Source organism: Klebsiella sp. D-Nf1, assembly GCF_002810515.1.
In the GTDB taxonomy this organism is placed as follows: domain Bacteria; phylum Pseudomonadota; class Gammaproteobacteria; order Enterobacterales; family Enterobacteriaceae; genus Klebsiella; species Klebsiella variicola.
In genome coordinates, this window is the sequence record NZ_PIOK01000007.1 from 174544 (window position 1) to 192256 (window position 17713).

Consider the following 17713-nt stretch of genomic DNA (forward strand, 5'->3'; position numbering starts at 1 on the left):
AGGGAGTCAACGCGAAAAACGGTAACCTTACGGTTACCGTTTTGCTTTTATTACCTTCCGTTATCGTCCAGGGCAAACGTCGGCAGCTTCAGGTGCCAGCGGATCGCCGCCAGACGGATCACCAGTGTCACCACCATGCCCATCATCGCCGAATTCTCCAGCGGGAGATGAAAGGTGTCGTGCGCTGTAGCGTGGACAATGCCGCCGACAATACAGGCGGTGGCGTAGATCTCGGTGCGCAGAATCATGGGAATTTCGCGCGCCAGCACGTCACGGATAATCCCGCCGCCGACGCCGGTGACCACCCCCATGCAGACCGCCACCAGCGGACCACTGCCGGCGAGAAAGGCTTTATTGACGCCGATGCCGACAAACACCGCCAGACCGACGGCATCAAGAACGGGCAGTATCCATTTCGGCAGCCGACGCGGCTGGCGGACCAGCAGGATGGTCAGCATGCTGGTGACCATCGCCACCACCAGATCGGTGGGATCTTTGACCCAGAATACCGGGCCATTCGCCAGCGCCATGTCGCGGATGGTTCCGCCGCCCACCGCCGTCACCACGCCTAACACCAGCACGCCGAATGGGTCCATGCGTAATTTTCCCGCCAGCAGAACGCCGGAGATCGCGAAGACAGCCGTGCCAATAATATCCAGCCAATAGACAAGCATCGTTGATTCCCACTGAACATCCGGTGTGCCGGATGATTATTTTACCTGGTCAAGCGCCGCACAAAGTTGTTTGGCGGCGAGGATAATACGTGGGCTTGCGCGTTCAAACCAGTCGCTGTGTAACGCAATCAACGAAATGGTGAGCTGATGTTGCCAAAAGCGCTGCGCTTCGGCAATGCGGCTGGCGTCGCCGGTCACCACGATCGCCTGCGGCTGGCGGGCCAGCACCTGTTCGCGGCTCACTTGCGGCCAGGGAACACGGCTGGTGGCAAAGATATTCTCGCCGCCGCACAGCCTCAGCACCTGATCCTGAATCGAACCGGGACCACTGGTGAACAGCGGCGTGGATCCGAACTGCAGGAAGACGCGTTTCTTCGGCGCATTGGCATAGCGCGCTTTCAGCGCATCGTATTCCTGCTGCATCGCCTGTGCCGCCTGCTGCGCTTTTTCCGGCTGCGGGCTCCACTGCGCCAGCTGACGCAGGGTGGCGATAATCTCTTCTATCGTCGAGGTCTGCACCCAGAGGACGTGAATACCCAGCGACTGCAGCTGGTTAACCTGGCGTTCGGCATTGCCCCCGCGCCAGGCCAGCACCACGTCTGGCTTTAGCGCCACGATGCGCTCCAGGTTCATCCCCTGCCAGCTGGCAACCTGTTCTATGGTTTTGGCCTGCGGAGGATAATCGGAATAGCTGCTGACGCCGACCGGCGTGATCCCGGCGGCAAAGGCCAGTTCGGTATTGGCGGGGGAGAGGGTGACCACCCGCGGCGCGGCCAGTAGCCACGCCGGGGCGAGTAACAGCAGCGCGGCAAGCGCGAAGGATAGCGACTTAGCCACGTGCCAGGTTCTGTACCAGATTCTCCACCATCAGGGTGGACTGTCTGGCGGCGACCGCAAGGAACTCCTCAAAACTGAGGTGGGACTGCTGGTCGGCCACGTCGGAGATGGCGCGAACCACCACGAAGGGAACCTTGAAGTTATGGCAGACGTGAGCGATGGCGGTCGCTTCCATTTCCACGGCGATTGCCTGCGGGAAATTATGGCGGATCTTCGCCAGTGCGACGGAGCCGTTAATGAAGGCATCGCCGCTGACGATCAGGCCGCGAACGGCATTGAGATCTAACGCTTTAATGCAGTCTTCGGCGGCGGCCACCAGCTTATCGTCCGCTTTAAAGCCCGCCGGGCAGCCAGGCAGCTGGCCATACTCATAACCGAAGGCGGTGACGTCGGCATCGTGGTAGCGCGCTTCATCGGAGACGACGATATCGCCGACCTTCAGCGTCGGCGCGAGGCCGCCGGCAGAACCGGTATTAATGATCACGTCTGGCTGGCAGCGCTCCAGCAGCAGGGTCGCGCCCGTCGCCGCCGCCACTTTCCCGATACCAGACTTCAGCAGAGCGACGTCAACGCCGTGAAGTTGGCCGGTATAGATTTCGCTGCCGCCAATGGTGATGGTCTGGCGGTTTTCGATTTTGTCGCGCAGGAGGGTAACTTCCTCTTCCATAGCGCCAATAATGCCAATTTTCATAGATTTACTCGCGATGTGTCAGGTTTAGTTGCATAGTCTATCATGCGCTTAAGGGGAAGCGTATTGCTCGCGCGGGAGAGGCTATGGCAAAGATTGATTTTCGCAACAAGATAAACTGGCATCGACGCTTCCGTTCGCCGCCGCGGGTGGAGACGGAGCGCGACATCCTGCGGATCTTCGAAAGCGATCGGGGACGGATCGTCAACTCGCCGGCCATCCGCCGCTTACAGCAAAAAACTCAGGTCTTCCCGCTGGAGCGCAATGCAGCGGTGCGTACCCGCCTGACCCACTCGCTGGAGGTGCAGCAGGTGGGGCGCTATATCGCCAAAGAGGTGCTGAGCCGGCTGAAAGAGCAGAAGCTGCTGGAAGAGTATGGTCTCGAAGAGCTGACCGGGCCATTCGAGAGCGTGGTAGAGATGGCCTGCCTGATGCACGACATTGGCAACCCGCCGTTTGGCCACTTTGGCGAGGCAGCGATTAACGACTGGTTTCGCCAGCGCCTGGCCCCCGGCGATGCGCTCGGCCAGCCGTTGACCGACGATCGCTGCGAGGTGCAGGCGTTACGCCTGCATGAAGGGGAAACGGCGCTGAATGCGCTGCGGCGCAAAGTGCGCCAGGATCTCTGCAGCTTTGAGGGCAACGCGCAGGGGATTCGTCTGGTCCACACGCTGATGCGGATGAATCTGACCTGGGCGCAGGTGGGCTGTATCCTGAAATATACCCGACCGGCGTGGTGGTTCGAGGCGACGCCAGCCAGTCACAGTTATTTAATGAAGAAGCCTGGCTATTATTTAGCCGAAGAAGAGTATGTCGCGCGCCTGCGTAAAGAACTGGATCTGGCACCTTACAATCGATTCCCATTAACCTGGATTATGGAGGCCGCGGATGACATCTCATATTGCGTCGCGGATCTCGAGGACGCGGTTGAAAAACGTATTTTCAGCGCCGAGCAGCTTTATCAGCATCTTTACGATGCCTGGGGCAACCATGAAAAAGGATCGTTATTCTCTCAGGTGGTGGAAAATGCCTGGGAAAAATCGCGAGCTAATTACCTGCGACAGAGCGCGGAAGATCAGTTCTTTATGTATTTGCGGGTAAACACGCTGAATAAGCTGGTGCCCTACGCGGCGCGCCGATTTATTGATAACCTGCCGGCCATCTTCACTGGCGACTTTAATCATGCGCTGCTCGAGGACGATAGCGATTGCAGCCAGCTGCTGGAACTCTATAAAAATGTAGCGATGAAACAGGTCTTTAGCCATCCGGATGTCGAGCAGCTGGAATTGCAGGGCTACCGGGTGATTAGCGGCCTGCTGGATATCTATCAGCCGCTGCTGAAATTATCGCTGGAGGATTTCAGCGAATTAGTGGCGCAGGAGCGGGTACGGCGGTTACCCATTGCCTCCCGGCTGTATCAGAAACTTTCAACCCGTCACCGGCTGGCCTATGTTGAAGCAGTAAATAAGCTGGTGCGCACGGCGCCCGAATTTGCGCTGATGGAATACTATTATCGCTGCCGTCTGATCCAGGATTATATCAGCGGAATGACGGATTTGTATGCGTGGGATGAATATCGGCGATTGATGGCGGTGGAATAGGCTGGAGTTTTGTAAAGATGGACAATAAATTTTTACTTTTTCCAGAAACTTAATTCCGGAACTTAGCGCTATAAAATGACTCTGATAGTCACGTACACAGCAACTTTCGTTATCTGATATTGAGATTGAAACTGATGAAAAAAACCACGTTAGCAATGAGTGCACTGGCTCTGAGTTTAGGTCTGGCGTTGTCCCCGCTCTCTGCGAGCGCGGCAGAAACGGCATCTTCGGCGACTAATGCGCAGCAGATGCCAAGCCTGGCCCCGATGCTGGAGAAGGTGATGCCATCGGTGGTGAGCATTAACGTTGAAGGTAGCACCACCGTTAATACCCCACGGATGCCGCGTAACTTCCAGCAGTTCTTTGGCGATAACTCGCCGTTCTGCCAGGATGGTTCTCCTTTCCAAAGTTCACCGTTTTGCCAGGGCGGTGGACAGGGCGGTCAGCCTGACGGCGGCCAGCAGCAGAAATTTATGGCGCTGGGCTCCGGCGTCATCATTGATGCGGCCAAAGGGTATGTGGTGACCAACAACCACGTTGTGGACAACGCCACCACGATTAAGGTTCAACTGAGCGATGGCCGTAAGTTTGATGCCAAAGTCGTGGGTAAAGATCCGCGCTCCGATATCGCGCTGATTCAGATTCAGGATCCGAAAAACCTGACGGCGATTAAGCTGGCTGATTCTGACGCGCTGCGCGTTGGCGACTACACCGTGGCTATCGGTAACCCGTTCGGTCTGGGCGAAACCGTGACCTCCGGGATTGTCTCCGCGCTGGGCCGTAGCGGCCTGAACGTGGAAAACTACGAAAACTTTATCCAGACCGATGCGGCGATTAACCGCGGGAACTCCGGCGGTGCGCTGGTGAACCTCAACGGTGAGCTGATCGGCATTAACACCGCCATCCTGGCGCCGGACGGCGGCAACATCGGTATCGGTTTTGCTATCCCGAGCAACATGGTGAAAAACCTGACCGAGCAGATGGTGAAATATGGCCAGGTGAAACGCGGTGAGCTCGGCATCATGGGTACCGAACTGAACTCTGAACTGGCGAAAGCGATGAAAGTCGACGCCCAGCGCGGCGCCTTCGTCAGCCAGGTGATGCCAGGTTCGGCTGCGGCGAAAGCGGGTATTAAAGCCGGCGATGTGATCACTACCCTCAACGGCAAGGCGATCAGCAGCTTCGCCGCGCTGCGTGCTCAGGTCGGCACTATGCCTATCGGTAGCAAAGTTGAGCTTGGCCTGCTGCGCGACGGCAAACCGGTCACCGTTACCGTCGAACTGCAGCAGAGCAACCAGACCCAGGTTGATTCCAGCACCATCTTCAACGGGATTGAAGGGGCGGAAATGAGCAACAAGGGTCAGGACAAGGGCGTGGTGGTCAATAATGTGAAAGCCGGTACTCCGGCGGCGCAGATTGGCCTCAAGAAAGGCGATATTATTGTCGGGGCGAACCAGCAGCCGGTGAAAAATATCGCCGATCTGCGGAAAATCTTCGACGCCAAACCGTCAGTACTGGCGCTGAACATTCAGCGCGGCGACGCCTCTATCTACCTGCTGTTGCAGTAATCGTCAGCGCGAGCACCATAGCCCCTTCCCTCGTCGAGGGCAGGGGCTTTTTTTCGTTCTGTGACCGCTTCCACAACTCCGCATATCTCGCCCCGCCTTCGGGCATATGCACAATGCAGCAGGGCGATGACTCTTTTATGCTGGTCCCCTGCATAGGGGAGGATTACATGGCTGGCTGGCATCTTGATACCAAAATGGCGCAGGATATTGTGGCGCGGACGATGCGCATCATCGATACCAACATCAACGTGATGGATGCCCGCGGGCGGATTATCGGCAGCGGCGATCGCGAAAGGATTGGTGAATTGCACGAAGGCGCGCTGCTGGTGCTCTCCCAGGGGCGGGTAGTGGATATCGACGACGCGGTCGCTCGCCATCTGCACGGAGTGCGCCAGGGGATCAACCTGCCGCTGCGTCTCGAAGGTGAAATCGTCGGGGTGATCGGCCTGACGGGCGAGCCTGAATCGTTACGAAAATATGGCGAGCTGGTGTGCATGACGGCAGAGATGATGCTGGAGCAGTCGCGACTGATGCATCTCCTGGCGCAGGACAGCCGACTGCGCGAAGAGCTGGTGATGAACCTGATTCAGGCGGAAGAGCATACCCCGGCGCTGAACGAATGGGCTCAGCGGTTAGGTATCGATCTCAATCAGCCGCGGGTGGTGGCGATGATTGAGGTGGACAGCGGCCAGCTCGGTGTGGACAGTGCGATGGCTGAATTGCAGCAGCTGCAGAACGCGCTGACCACCCCCGATCGCAATAACCTGGTGGCCATTGTGTCACTCACGGAAATGGTGGTGCTAAAACCGGCGCTGAACAGCTTTGGTCGCTGGGATGCCGACGATCACGTCCGGCGCGTCGAGCAGCTTATCGCCAGGATGAAAGAGAATGGCCAGCTCCGCTTTCGCGTGGCGCTGGGCAACTTCTTCACCGGCCCCGGGAGCATCGCCCGTTCTTACCGTACCGCACGGACGACAATGATGGTGGGTAAGCAGCGGATGCCGGAGAGCCGCAGCTATTTCTATCAGGATCTGATGCTGCCGGTGCTGCTCGACAGCCTGCGCGGCGGCTGGCAGGCCAATGAACTGGCTCGTCCACTGGCGCGTTTGAAGGCAATGGATAACAACGGTTTGCTGCGACGTACGCTGCAGGCGTGGTTTCGCCATAACGTGCAGCCGCTGGCGACGTCAAAAGCGCTGTTTATTCATCGCAATACCCTGGAGTATCGGTTAAACCGTATCTCGGAACTGACCGGTCTGGATCTCGGCAGCTTTGACGATCGGCTGCTGCTCTATATTGCCCTGCAGCTGGATGAACAACGATAGGGAATTGAGATAAAAATGCCGGGAGGCGGTTTCGCCTTACCCGGCCTGGAGGATGCATGGCGTAAGCGGCAGATTATATCGTTTGCCCGGTCAGGCGGTGCGCCGCCGGGAACGCTGTTACTTACGGGTGAGCTTTTCCAGATCGGCTTCGATTTCGCTGATCTTGTTGGTGACCACACTTTCCAGATGGCGTAAGTCGTCGAGGATTTTACGCTTGAGATCGATTTCAGTGCGATCGCGCTGACAGATCTGATCCAGTTCATCGATGACGTAGCGCAGGTTCGGACTGATCTCCTGGACCTCTTTGTAGCCCTGGCCGACGCCGTCGGCGACGACGGTTTTGCGCTGACGCGGGTATTTGAACTTCACGCTCTTGGCGAAGAATTCGCCTTTGTCTTTCTGAAAATAGATTTTCAGGATGTCGTTGTTAGCTTCCTGCCGCAGGCTATAGCGATCGATTTCATCAGGGTTGGTAATGCCAAGACTTTTCAGATTATCGTACATAACGGTACCTTTGATAGCATCATAACCATTGAATAATTAACGAAAAAATCCATTTTCGCCAGCATCAAATATAAAAAAAGCGGGATATCTCCCGCTTTTTATTTGCTTTAGTCGATGGTGCGCAGCAGTTCGTTAATGCCGACTTTGCCGCGGGTTTTGGCATCGACTTTCTTAACGATTACCGCGCAGTACAGGCTGTATTTACCATCTTTCGACGGCAGGTTGCCTGACACGACCACCGAGCCAGCCGGTACGCGGCCGTAGAAGACTTCACCGGTTTCGCGATCGTAGATTTTGGTGCTCTGACCCAGGTAGACGCCCATGGAGATCACGGAGCCTTCTTCAACAATCACCCCTTCAACCACTTCAGAGCGCGCGCCGATGAAGCAGTTGTCTTCGATGATGGTCGGGTTCGCCTGCAGCGGCTCCAGTACGCCACCGATGCCGACGCCGCCGGACAGGTGAACGTTTTTACCGATCTGCGCGCAGGAGCCGACGGTAGCCCAGGTATCAACCATGGTGCCTTCGTCAACGTAGGCGCCGATGTTAACGTAGGACGGCATCAGCACGGTGTTGCGGGCGATGAATGCGCCCTGACGTACCGCTGCCGGCGGCACCACGCGGAAACCTTCTTTCTGGAAACGCGCTTCGTCATAGTCAGCGAATTTCATCGGTACTTTATCGAAGTAGCGGCTTTCCGCACCATCGATAACCTGGTTATCGTTAATACGGAAAGAGAGCAGTACCGCTTTCTTCAGCCATTGATGCGTCACCCACTGACCATCGATCTTCTCAGCGACGCGCAGCGCGCCGGAATCCAGAAGGGCGATAACCTGGTTTACCGCTTCGCGGGTCACGGTATCCACATTGGCCGGCGTGATGTCGGCGCGACGCTCGAAGGCGGACTCAATAACGTTCTGTAACTGCTGCATTGTTTCTTTCCATTCACTAAAAAAAATACGTCACCCTTTATCGTTTGGATTGAGGGCCTCTGTCAACCGTTGTTGCACTTCTTGTTGTAGCTCATTATTAAGGCCACGCCGGTCGGCGGTGGCGATTATAAATAAATCTTCTACTCGCTCACCAATTGTCGTAATTCGCGCCCCGTGAAGCGAAATACCGAGGTCGGCGAACACCTGTCCGACGCGGGCGAGCAGCCCGGGCTGATCGAGCGCAATCAGCTCCAGAAACGATTTTCGGTCGGTGTGTGTTGGCAGGAAATTCACCTCGGTGACCACGGAGAAGTGACGCAGTTTTGCCGCCTGACGACGTGGGGCCGGAGGCTCCCAGCTGCGCTGAGTTATCGTCTGTTCAAGACCGTGGCGAATCGCTTCGTGGCGATCAGCGGAAAGCGGGCTGCCGTCGGGTTCGAGGACAATAAAGGTATCCATCGCCATGCCGTCACGGGTGGTGAAGATCTGCGCGTCGTGGACGCTGAGGTTGCGGCGGTCCAGCTCGCCGCACACCGCGGCAAACAGATAAGGGCGATCCGGGCTCCAGATAAAAATCTCCGTACCGCCGCGGGTGGCCTGCGAGCTCAGCAGGATCATCGGCTTATTCAGATCGTGGCGCAGCAGGTTGCGGGCGTGCCAGGCGAGCTGCGTCGGCGTATGCCGCACGAAATAGTTGGCGCGGCAGCGGTTCCAGATCTGATGCAGCGCCTCTTCATTAATATTGTCCATCCGCAGCAGGGCCAGCGCCTGCAGCTGATGATGACGCACCCGTTCGCGCATATCCGGGGTGCTTTGCATGCCGCGACGCAGCTGCTTCTCGGTAGCGAAATAGAGTTCGCGCAGCAGGCTCTGCTTCCAGCTGTTCCACAGCGTTTCGTTGGTGGCGCAGATATCGGCGACGGTCAGGCACACCAGATAGCGCAGGCGATTTTCCGTTTGCACTTCCTCGGCGAACTGCTTAATCACCTCCGGATCCTGAATGTCGCGCCGTTGGGCGGTGACCGACATCAGCAGATGGTGACGCACCAGCCAGGCGACAAGCTGCGTTTCGCGGGAGTTCAGCCCATGTAGCTCGGCAAACTTCAGCACATCCTGCGCGCCGAGGATCGAGTGGTCGCCGCCGCGCCCTTTTGCGATGTCGTGGAACAGGGCGGCAATTAAAATCAGCTCCGGGTGCGTTAAGCGCGGCCATAGCTCCACGCACAGCGGGTGGCGGCTGCGGGTCTCTTCTTTGGCAAAGCTCTCCAGCTTCAGCATCACGCGGATGGTGTGTTCATCGACGGTGTAGGCGTGAAACAGGTCGAACTGCATCTGGCCGACGATATGTGACCACTGCGGCATATAGGCCCACAGCACGCTGTGGCGATGCATCGGCAGTAGTCCGCGGCTTACCGCCCCCTGATGGCGTAGCATGCTGAGAAAGAGCGTACGCGCCTCCGGGATATAGCACAGCGGCTGGGTCAGATGGCGCCGGGCATGGCGCAGATGGCGCAACGTCGTGGAGTAGATGCCGGTGATGGTGCTGTTGCGTACCATCATATAAAACATGCGCAGAATGGCCTGCGGTTCGCGAATAAACAGCGTGTCGTCACGCAGATCAATAAGGGTGCCGCGCAGCTGGAAGTCATCGTCTATCGGGCGCGGTTTTTCATCCTCGGTCAGGGCGAGAATAGCCTCTTCAAACAGCTGAAGCAGCATCTGGTTCAGCTCGCTCACCCGGCGGGTGACGCGGAAGAAGTCCTTCATCATATGCTCAATCGGCTGGTTGCCGTCGCCTTCATAGCCGAGCCGGCGGGCGACGCTGAGCTGACGGTCGAAAAGCAGGCGGTTGTCATAGCGCGTGAGCTCGAGATGCAGCGCGAAACGGATGCGCCACAGCTGGTGCAGGCACTCGTTGAGCTCATTGCGCTCGGCTTCGGTCAGAAAGCCGAAGCCGACCATCTCATCCATCGAGGTGGCGCCAAAATGGCGGCGAGCTACCCACTGTAGCGTATGGATGTCGCGCAGGCCGCCGGGGCTGCTTTTCACGTCCGGCTCCAGGTTATAGCTGGTGCCGTGATAGCGTTGATGACGGACGTTCTGTTCTTCGACCTTGGCGGCGAAGAACTTTTCCGATGGCCAGAAGCCGTCGCTAAAAATATGTTTTTGTAGCTCAAGGAACAGCGCGACGTCGCCGATCAGCAGGCGCGATTCAATCAAGTTAGTGGCGACGGTGAGATCCGAGAGGCCTTCGAGCAGACACTCTTCGAGGGTACGTACGCTGTGGCCCACCTCCAGCTTAACGTCCCACAGCAGCGTCAGCAGTTCGCCGACCTTTTGCGCCTGGTCGTCCGGCAGCTTTTTGCGGCTGAGGATCAGCAGGTCGACGTCAGAGAGCGGATGCAGCTCGCCGCGGCCATAGCCGCCGACGGCGACCAGCGCCAGATCGCAGACGGATTCAAAGCCGCAGGCTATCCACAACCGCTGCAGCAGCTGGTCGATAAATTCGGTGCGCGCCGCAATGAGCTGCTCCGCAGCGATGCCGGAGTCAAACGCCTCACCCAGCCAGTGCTGGAAGGTATCGATGTGCGCCTTAATTGCAGCACAGTTCAGATCGCCCTGCGGCCAGCTCACCGGATGTTCCGGCGGGACGGGCAGAAGAGGGGAGGCTGTGTCAGGTAATGAGTTGCTCATCGCGTCACCATAAGAAAAAACTATCTAATAAAAAAGCCGGCGGGCGCCGGCTTTTCATCATTCATCGTGCGAGATTATCGCCGGGATGGTGTCATCCTTGCGTAGCGTCAGAATTTCGCAGCCGTTGTCTGTCACCACAATAGTATGCTCGTACTGCGCAGACAAGCTCCGGTCTTTAGTTTTCACCGTCCAGCCGTCTTTCATACTGCGGATCTCTTTTTTACCGGCGTTGACCATCGGCTCGATGGTGAAGGTCATGCCGGGTTTGAGTACAACGTTGGTCTCCGGTGAGTCGTAGTGCAGCACCTGCGGCTCTTCATGGAAGCCGCGGCCAATACCGTGACCGCAGTATTCGCGCACCACGGAAAAACCTTCGGCTTCAACGTATTTCTGGATAGCAGCGCCGATGGTGCGCAGGTTGATCCCCGGCTTCACCATTTTCAGTGCCAGATACAGGCTTTCCTGAGTGATGCGGCACAGGCGCTCGCCGAGAATCGTCGGTTTACCGACGATAAACATTTTGGAGGTATCGCCATGGAAATCATCTTTAATGACCGTCACGTCGATGTTAACGATATCGCCATCTTTCAGCAGCTTGCCGTCGTCAGGGATACCGTGGCAAACCACTTCGTTGACCGAAATGCAGACGGACTTCGGATAGCCGTGATAGCCGAGGCAGGCGGAAATGGCCTTCTGCTCGTTAACGATATAGTCGTTACAGATGCGGTCCAGTTCGCCGGTGCTGACGCCCGGTTTAACCCAGGGTTCGATCATTTCCAGCACTTCAGCGGCCAGGCGGCCGGCAACGCGCATTTTTTCAATGTCTTCAGATGTCTTGATAGAGATAGCCATGGAGTATGTCCAGCAGTGTCGATATTTTCGACAATAATAGAGTAAGTCCTGCCAATGGTAACAGTCCGGGCAGGCTGGTGCCAAATTGAGAATCATTAACAGCACGTGACGTCAACAAGAGTTGGTGTCTGGATTGATTTTGTGGTATAAAGCGCGCCGGACTTCCGTTCCATCTCAGATACACAAGGATGGACGTAAGCGACATACTCATATTGTGTAAATAACACACACGTATCGGCACATATTCCGGGGTGCCCTTCGGGGTCGGTAATATGGGATACGTGGAGGCATAACCCCAATTTAATCTATAGAGGTTTTAAACATGGCAACTGTTTCCATGCGCGACATGCTCAAGGCTGGTGTTCACTTTGGTCACCAGACCCGTTACTGGAACCCGAAAATGAAGCCTTTCATCTTCGGCGCGCGTAACAAAGTTCACATCATCAACCTTGAGAAAACGGTACCGATGTTCAACGAAGCTCTGGCTGAGCTGAACAAAATCTCTGCCCGTAAAGGCAAGATCCTGTTCGTTGGTACTAAGCGCGCTGCAAGCGAAGCGGTAAAAGAAGCTGCTAACAGCTGCGACCAGTTCTTCGTGAACCATCGCTGGTTGGGCGGTATGCTGACTAACTGGAAAACCGTTCGTCAGTCCATCAAACGTCTGAAAGATCTGGAAACTCAGTCCCAGGACGGTACTTTCGAGAAGCTGACCAAGAAAGAAGCGCTGATGCGCACTCGTGAGCTGGACAAGCTGGAAAACAGCCTGGGCGGTATCAAAGACATGGGCGGCCTGCCGGACGCACTGTTCGTTATCGACGCTGACCACGAGCACATCGCTATCAAAGAAGCAAACAACCTGGGTATCCCGGTATTTGCTATCGTTGATACCAACTCTGATCCGGACGGCGTAGACTTCGTTATCCCGGGTAACGACGATGCAATCCGCGCAGTGACCCTGTACCTGGGCGCTGTTGCTGCTACCGTTCGTGAAGGCCGCTCTCAGGACCTGGCTTCTCAGGCGGAAGAAAGCTTCGTAGAAGCTGAATAATAAGGTTTAAGCCCTTATTAGTACCGTGTATGAATAGGGGCCCATTACAGGCCCCTTTTTTCAATTTACGCTGTTTGGCCGCTGGCCGGGCAGTATCCACATCTCCCGAGGATTTTAGAATGGCTGAAATTACCGCTTCCCTGGTAAAAGAGCTGCGCGAACGTACTGGCGCAGGCATGATGGATTGCAAAAAAGCGCTGACTGAAGCGAATGGCGACATCGAGCTGGCAATCGAAAACATGCGTAAATCCGGCGCGATCAAAGCGGCGAAGAAAGCAGGCAACGTGGCTGCTGACGGCGTGATCAAAACCAAAATCGAAGGCAACTACGGTTACATTCTGGAAGTTAACTGCCAGACTGACTTCGTTGCTAAAGATGGTGGTTTCCAGGCATTTGCTGACAAAGTACTGGACGCAGCTGTTGCTGGTAAAATCTCCGACGTTGAAGTTCTGAAAGCGCAGTTCGAAGAAGAACGTGTTGCGCTGGTTGCTAAAATCGGTGAGAACATCAACATTCGTCGTATCGCTGTTCTGGAAGGCGACGTTCTGGGTAGCTACCAGCACGGTGCGCGCATCGGCGTTCTGGTTGCCGCTAAAGGCGCTGACGAAGAGCTGGTTAAGCAGCTGGCAATGCACGTTGCAGCAAGCAAGCCGGAATTCGTTAAGCCGGAAGACGTGTCTGCTGAAGTCGTAGAAAAAGAGTACCAGGTTCAGCTGGACATCGCGATGCAGTCTGGTAAGCCGAAAGAAATCGCAGAGAAAATGGTTGAAGGCCGCATGAAGAAATTCACCGGCGAAGTTTCTCTGACGGGTCAGCCTTTCGTTATGGAGCCGAGCAAATCTGTTGGTCAGCTGCTGAAAGAGCATAATGCTGACGTGACTGGCTTCATCCGCTTTGAAGTGGGCGAAGGCATCGAGAAAGTTGAGACTGACTTTGCAGCAGAAGTTGCTGCGATGTCCAAGCAGTCTTAATTTTTACAAGGAGCCGCCTGAGGGCGGCTTCTTTTTGCGCCCATTTTGTAAATTCAGCCAACTGCGTATAGTGACCGCGCTGAAATGCGACATACAATGTCGCCAGAATTCTCATATCTCACTCGTTGACAGTCTCAGGAAAGAAACATGGCTACCAATGCAAAACCCGTCTACAAACGTATTCTGCTGAAATTAAGTGGCGAAGCGCTGCAGGGCTCAGAAGGCTTCGGTATTGATGCAAGCATACTTGACCGCATGGCTCAGGAGATCAAAGAGCTGGTTGAGCTGGGTATTCAGGTTGGCGTAGTAATTGGTGGCGGTAACCTGTTCCGTGGTGCTGGTCTGGCGAAAGCGGGTATGAACCGCGTTGTGGGCGACCACATGGGCATGCTGGCAACGGTCATGAACGGCCTCGCAATGCGTGATGCGCTCCACCGCGCCTATGTGAACGCTCGTCTGATGTCCGCCATCCCGCTGAACGGCGTGTGCGACAACTACAGCTGGGCAGAGGCGATCAGCCTGCTGCGCAACAACCGCGTGGTGATCCTCTCCGCGGGTACCGGCAACCCGTTCTTTACCACCGACTCCGCAGCCTGCCTGCGTGGTATTGAAATTGAAGCCGACGTGGTGCTGAAAGCGACCAAGGTTGACGGTGTGTTTACCGCGGATCCGGCAAAAGATCCTTCTGCCACCATGTACGATCAGCTGACCTACAGCGAAGTGCTGGATAAAGAGCTGAAAGTGATGGATCTGGCGGCCTTCACCCTGGCGCGTGACCACAAATTGCCGATTCGCGTCTTCAACATGAACAAACCCGGCGCCCTGCGTCGCGTGGTGATGGGCGAAAAAGAAGGCACATTGATCACGGAATAATTCCCGTCAGCGCCAAATCCGGGTAATATTCCGCTTTACTTTCGCGGGGATATTGCCCGGTGATTTTCATTAAATCTGACTATACTTAGCTCATTTTCCGACGGGTGCCCCGTCTGGTCTGACTGAGACAAGTTTTCAAGGATTCGTAACGTGATTAGCGATATCAGAAAAGATGCTGAAATCCGCATGGAAAAATGCGTTGAAGCATTCAAAAACCAAATCAGCAAAATTCGCACGGGTCGTGCTTCTCCAAGCCTGCTGGACGGGATTATTGTTGAATACTACGGTACCCCGACCCCGCTGCGCCAGCTGGCCAGCGTTACGGTAGAAGACTCCCGTACGCTGAAAATCAACGTCTTTGACCGCTCCATGAGCCCGGCCGTTGAAAAAGCAATCATGGCGTCCGACCTCGGTTTGAACCCAAGCTCTGCCGGCAGCGATATTCGTGTTCCGCTGCCGCCGCTGACCGAAGAACGTCGTAAAGATCTGACCAAGATCGTGCGTGGCGAAGCGGAGCAGGCGCGTGTCGCCGTGCGTAACGTTCGCCGTGATGCGAACGACAAAGTTAAAGCTCTGCTCAAAGAGAAAGAGATCAGCGAAGATGACGATCGCCGTTCTCAGGACGACGTGCAGAAAATGACTGACGCCGCCATCAAGAAAGTTGACGCGGCGCTGGCAGATAAAGAAGCGGAACTGATGCAGTTCTGATGCTCTGCTGTTGCTCGGGCCGACACTTCCTGGCCTGAGTAAAATCTGAAACGCCGTACAGAAGACTGTACGCTCAATTCTCGGGATTGCGTTGAGACGGCTGGCCTTGTAGCCTTTAGCGCTAAGTTGAAGGCCTGATGCCGCCGTCTTATCCCCGATAGTTGTCGCGTAGGGGCTTGCTGGCGGCGTTTTGCTTTTTATTCTGTTTCCTTTCTTCTGGACGTCTCATGAAGCAATTAACCGTTCTCGGTTCGACCGGATCCATTGGCTGTAGCACGCTGGACGTGGTACGCCATAACCCTGGTTGCTTTTCCGTCGCCGCGCTGGTCGCGGGGAAAAACGTTGACCGCATGGTTGAACAATGCCTGGAATTTACCCCTCGCTTCGCGGTGATGGATGATGCGCAAAGCGCTGAGCAGTTGCGCACCCGTCTGCATGAGCATGGCTGCCGTACCGAGGTGTTGAGCGGCCAGCAGGCGGCAGCTGAGGTCGCGGCGCTGGATGAGGTCGATCAGGTGATGGCGGCTATCGTCGGCGCGGCGGGACTGGTGCCGACGCTGGCGGCGATCCGCGCCGGGAAAACGGTGTTGTTGGCGAATAAAGAATCGCTGGTGACCTGCGGTCGCTTGTTCATGGAGGCCGTTCAGCGGTCGGGGGCGCGATTACTGCCGGTCGATAGCGAACATAACGCTATTTTTCAGAGTATGCCGGAGACAATTCAACAGCATCTGGGATACGCTGACCTCACCCAGAATGGCGTTTCGTCGATTCTGTTGACTGGTTCAGGAGGCCCTTTCCGCGAGACGGACGTGGCTGAACTGTCGGCGATGACCCCGGATCAGGCCTGCCGCCATCCAAACTGGTCAATGGGACGTAAGATCTCCGTCGACTCAGCCACGATGATGAACAAAGGTCTGGAGTATATTGAAGCGCGCTGGCTGTTCAATGCCTCGGCGCAGCAGATGGAAGTGCTGATCCACCCGCAGTCGGTGATCCACTCGATGGTTCGCTATCAGGACGGCAGCGTGCTGGCCCAGCTTGGGGAGCCGGATATGCGCACGCCGATTGCCCATACCATGGGCTGGCCGCAGCGCCTGACCTCCGGGGCCAAACCGCTGGACTTCTGCCAGCTGAGCAACCTGAGCTTCTCCGCGCCGGACTACGCCCGCTATCCCTGCCTGAAGCTGGCGATGGACGCGTTTGATGTCGGCCAGGCGGCCACCACGGCGCTGAATGCGGCCAATGAAGAGTCGGTTGCCGCGTTTCTGCATGGCGATATCCGCTTTACCGATATTGCGGCGGTGAATCTGGCGGTGCTGGATAAGATGAACCTGCAGGAGCCGCAAAGCATTGATGACGTTCTGGTTATCGACGCTGACGCTCGTGCGGTAGCTCACCAGCAGCTGAAGCGTTTGGGCGCGCAGGCGTAACGCGGTGGTATTTGTGGGCGAAAGGCTTCGGTGATATAGTCTGCGCCACCCGATCGTTGCATTTTGTTGTTAAAGATTACGGTGGCCGTGGCAAAACACGGCTTTTTTGCGTAAAGCTTTTGGTTGTTCTCTGCGATTGGCTGCAGCCCCGGCATCGGATAAAAATGCGTATCCAGCGCGGCCCGGTGGCCTCTGTTTGGTGGCTAGTTAATCCTTATTATGGACTTAAAACGCGTGATGTTGTCTGCTAATCAAACTGTCAGCGAAATATCGCCAACACATGGCTGCCGTCATGTCGCCATTATTATGGATGGCAACGGCCGTTGGGCGAAACGGCAAGGTAAAATTCGCGCTTTCGGGCACAAGGCCGGTGCGAAATCCGTGCGTCGTGCGGTCTCCTTTGCGGCGAATAATGGAATTGAGGCGTTAACGTTATACGCGTTCAGCAGCGAAAACTGGAACCGTCCGGCTCAGGAAGTCAGCGCGCTGATGGAACTGTTCGTCTGGGCGCTGGATAGCGAAGTCAAAAGTCTGCACCGACACAATGTGCGTTTGCGGGTGATTGGCGACACCACGCGCTTCAATGCACGCCTGCAGGAACGCATCCGCAAAGCGGAAGCGTTGACCGCAAACAATACCGGCTTAACGCTGAACATTGCGGCAAATTACGGTGGTCGCTGGGATATTACCCAGGGCGTTCGTCTGCTGGCCAAACAAGTGCAGGACGGGACGCTGCTGCCTGAAGAGATCACGGAAGAGATGCTGAGTCAGCAGGTCTGCATGCATGAACTGGCTCCCGTTGATTTAGTTATTAGGACCGGGGGAGAGCACCGAATAAGTAACTTTTTGATTTGGCAAATTGCCTATGCCGAACTTTACTTTACGGATGTTCTTTGGCCCGATTTTGCTGAACAGGACTTTGAAGGTGCACTCCATGCCTTTGTTAATCGAGAGCGTCGTTTCGGCGGCACTGAGCCGGGTGGCAGTCATGCCTGATGGGGGTCACTT

The 17713-nt window shown here is 56.1% G+C and carries 16 protein-coding genes; 9 read left to right on the forward strand and 7 right to left on the reverse strand.

The genetic code is table 11. From position 1 onward, the window contains the following. Window positions 1-50 precede the first annotated feature (50 nt). From CWM54_RS23275 to mtnN, 3 genes are read right to left on the reverse strand one after another with little or no spacing between them, the layout of a single operon-like run. Window positions 51-674 carry a TRIC cation channel family protein gene (locus CWM54_RS23275; protein ID WP_002889277.1) on the reverse strand — a complete coding sequence of 208 codons (624 nt, stop codon included), beginning with the start codon at window positions 672-674 and terminating at the stop codon, window positions 51-53. 36 nt (window positions 675-710) lie between these two features. After that, on the reverse strand, window positions 711-1511 hold the full coding sequence (btuF, locus tag CWM54_RS23280) for a vitamin B12 ABC transporter substrate-binding protein BtuF (RefSeq protein ID WP_061155709.1): 801 nt from the start codon (window positions 1509-1511) through the stop codon (window positions 711-713). Next, window positions 1504-2202: a 5'-methylthioadenosine/S-adenosylhomocysteine nucleosidase gene (gene mtnN / locus CWM54_RS23285; RefSeq protein WP_008807361.1), complete on the reverse strand. Its 699-nt coding sequence runs from the start codon at window positions 2200-2202 to the stop codon at window positions 1504-1506. Before mtnN ends, btuF begins: the two co-directional genes overlap by 8 nt. A gap of 83 nt (window positions 2203-2285) precedes the next feature. Here mtnN and dgt point away from each other — a divergent pair, with 83 nt between their 5' ends. The 3 genes from dgt (at window position 2286) to cdaR (ending at window position 6693) form a co-directional block, all read left to right on the forward strand. Further along, window positions 2286-3800, forward strand: a complete 1515-nt coding sequence (gene dgt, locus CWM54_RS23290; protein WP_061155708.1) for a dGTPase — start codon at window positions 2286-2288, stop codon at window positions 3798-3800. A 134-nt stretch (window positions 3801-3934) separates the two neighbouring features. Then, window positions 3935-5368 (forward strand): serine endoprotease DegP, encoded by a 1434-nt coding sequence (gene degP / locus CWM54_RS23295; RefSeq protein WP_008807359.1) that lies wholly within the window; start codon window positions 3935-3937, stop codon window positions 5366-5368. Between the two features lie 167 nt (window positions 5369-5535). Continuing rightward, window positions 5536-6693, forward strand: a complete 1158-nt coding sequence (cdaR, locus tag CWM54_RS23300; protein WP_002889289.1) for a DNA-binding transcriptional regulator CdaR — start codon at window positions 5536-5538, stop codon at window positions 6691-6693. 117 nt (window positions 6694-6810) lie between these two features. Here the strand turns inward: cdaR and CWM54_RS23305 are convergent, their stop codons facing one another. From CWM54_RS23305 to map, 4 genes are all read right to left on the reverse strand, one after another. Then, a complete protein-coding gene (locus tag CWM54_RS23305) occupies window positions 6811-7197 on the reverse strand; it encodes a DUF3461 family protein (RefSeq protein ID WP_002889292.1) in 387 nt (128 codons plus the stop codon). A gap of 107 nt (window positions 7198-7304) precedes the next feature. After that, the gene (gene dapD, locus CWM54_RS23310; protein WP_002889295.1) at window positions 7305-8129 is read right to left on the reverse strand and encodes a 2,3,4,5-tetrahydropyridine-2,6-dicarboxylate N-succinyltransferase; all 825 of its coding nucleotides are present in this window, start codon (window positions 8127-8129) and stop codon (window positions 7305-7307) included. A gap of 30 nt (window positions 8130-8159) precedes the next feature. Beyond that, window positions 8160-10823 (reverse strand): bifunctional uridylyltransferase/uridylyl-removing protein GlnD, encoded by a 2664-nt coding sequence (gene glnD, locus CWM54_RS23315; RefSeq protein ID WP_061155707.1) that lies wholly within the window; start codon window positions 10821-10823, stop codon window positions 8160-8162. A 57-nt stretch (window positions 10824-10880) separates the two neighbouring features. Further along, window positions 10881-11675, reverse strand: coding sequence for a type I methionyl aminopeptidase (gene map, locus CWM54_RS23320; RefSeq protein ID WP_004204446.1), 795 nt, complete (start codon window positions 11673-11675; stop codon window positions 10881-10883). Between the two features lie 322 nt (window positions 11676-11997). Between map and rpsB the strand changes: the two genes are divergently transcribed. The 6 genes from rpsB to ispU all read left to right on the forward strand — a co-directional run bounded on the left by rpsB (window position 11998) and on the right by ispU (window position 17701). After that, complete coding sequence (gene rpsB, locus CWM54_RS23325) at window positions 11998-12723, forward strand: 30S ribosomal protein S2 (RefSeq protein WP_061155705.1); 726 nt, start codon at window positions 11998-12000, stop codon at window positions 12721-12723. 119 nt (window positions 12724-12842) lie between these two features. After that, complete coding sequence (tsf, locus tag CWM54_RS23330) at window positions 12843-13694, forward strand: translation elongation factor Ts (protein ID WP_004151930.1); 852 nt, start codon at window positions 12843-12845, stop codon at window positions 13692-13694. 147 nt (window positions 13695-13841) lie between these two features. Continuing rightward, complete coding sequence (gene pyrH / locus CWM54_RS23335; protein WP_004098747.1) at window positions 13842-14567, forward strand: UMP kinase; 726 nt, start codon at window positions 13842-13844, stop codon at window positions 14565-14567. A gap of 150 nt (window positions 14568-14717) precedes the next feature. Then, window positions 14718-15275 carry a ribosome recycling factor gene (gene frr, locus CWM54_RS23340; RefSeq protein WP_061155704.1) on the forward strand — a complete coding sequence of 186 codons (558 nt, stop codon included), beginning with the start codon at window positions 14718-14720 and terminating at the stop codon, window positions 15273-15275. Window positions 15276-15502: 227 nt separating this feature from the next. Beyond that, on the forward strand, window positions 15503-16705 hold the full coding sequence (ispC, locus tag CWM54_RS23345) for a 1-deoxy-D-xylulose-5-phosphate reductoisomerase (protein WP_100698644.1): 1203 nt from the start codon (window positions 15503-15505) through the stop codon (window positions 16703-16705). A 237-nt stretch (window positions 16706-16942) separates the two neighbouring features. Next, window positions 16943-17701: a (2E,6E)-farnesyl-diphosphate-specific ditrans,polycis-undecaprenyl-diphosphate synthase gene (gene ispU / locus CWM54_RS23355; RefSeq protein WP_012968905.1), complete on the forward strand. Its 759-nt coding sequence runs from the start codon at window positions 16943-16945 to the stop codon at window positions 17699-17701. The last annotated feature ends 12 nt before the right edge of the window (window positions 17702-17713 follow it).

Excerpts from the sequence above, each read along its gene's own strand:
- CWM54_RS23275 (WP_002889277.1), bottom strand. The coding sequence starts at position 674 with ATGCTTGTCTATTGGCTGGATATTATTGGCACGGCTGTCTTCGCGATC.
- mtnN (WP_008807361.1), bottom strand. The coding sequence starts at position 2,202 with ATGAAAATTGGCATTATTGGCGCTATGGAAGAGGAAGTTACCCTCCTG.
- dgt (WP_061155708.1), top strand. The coding sequence starts at position 2,286 with ATGGCAAAGATTGATTTTCGCAACAAGATAAACTGGCATCGACGCTTC.
- degP (WP_008807359.1), top strand. The coding sequence starts at position 3,935 with ATGAAAAAAACCACGTTAGCAATGAGTGCACTGGCTCTGAGTTTAGGT.
- cdaR (WP_002889289.1), top strand. The coding sequence starts at position 5,536 with ATGGCTGGCTGGCATCTTGATACCAAAATGGCGCAGGATATTGTGGCG.
- CWM54_RS23305 (WP_002889292.1), bottom strand. The coding sequence starts at position 7,197 with ATGTACGATAATCTGAAAAGTCTTGGCATTACCAACCCTGATGAAATC.
- dapD (WP_002889295.1), bottom strand. The coding sequence starts at position 8,129 with ATGCAGCAGTTACAGAACGTTATTGAGTCCGCCTTCGAGCGTCGCGCC.
- glnD (WP_061155707.1), bottom strand. The coding sequence starts at position 10,823 with ATGAGCAACTCATTACCTGACACAGCCTCCCCTCTTCTGCCCGTCCCG.
- map (WP_004204446.1), bottom strand. The coding sequence starts at position 11,675 with ATGGCTATCTCTATCAAGACATCTGAAGACATTGAAAAAATGCGCGTT.
- rpsB (WP_061155705.1), top strand. The coding sequence starts at position 11,998 with ATGGCAACTGTTTCCATGCGCGACATGCTCAAGGCTGGTGTTCACTTT.
- tsf (WP_004151930.1), top strand. The coding sequence starts at position 12,843 with ATGGCTGAAATTACCGCTTCCCTGGTAAAAGAGCTGCGCGAACGTACT.
- pyrH (WP_004098747.1), top strand. The coding sequence starts at position 13,842 with ATGGCTACCAATGCAAAACCCGTCTACAAACGTATTCTGCTGAAATTA.
- ispC (WP_100698644.1), top strand. The coding sequence starts at position 15,503 with ATGAAGCAATTAACCGTTCTCGGTTCGACCGGATCCATTGGCTGTAGC.
- ispU (WP_012968905.1), top strand. The coding sequence starts at position 16,943 with ATGTTGTCTGCTAATCAAACTGTCAGCGAAATATCGCCAACACATGGC.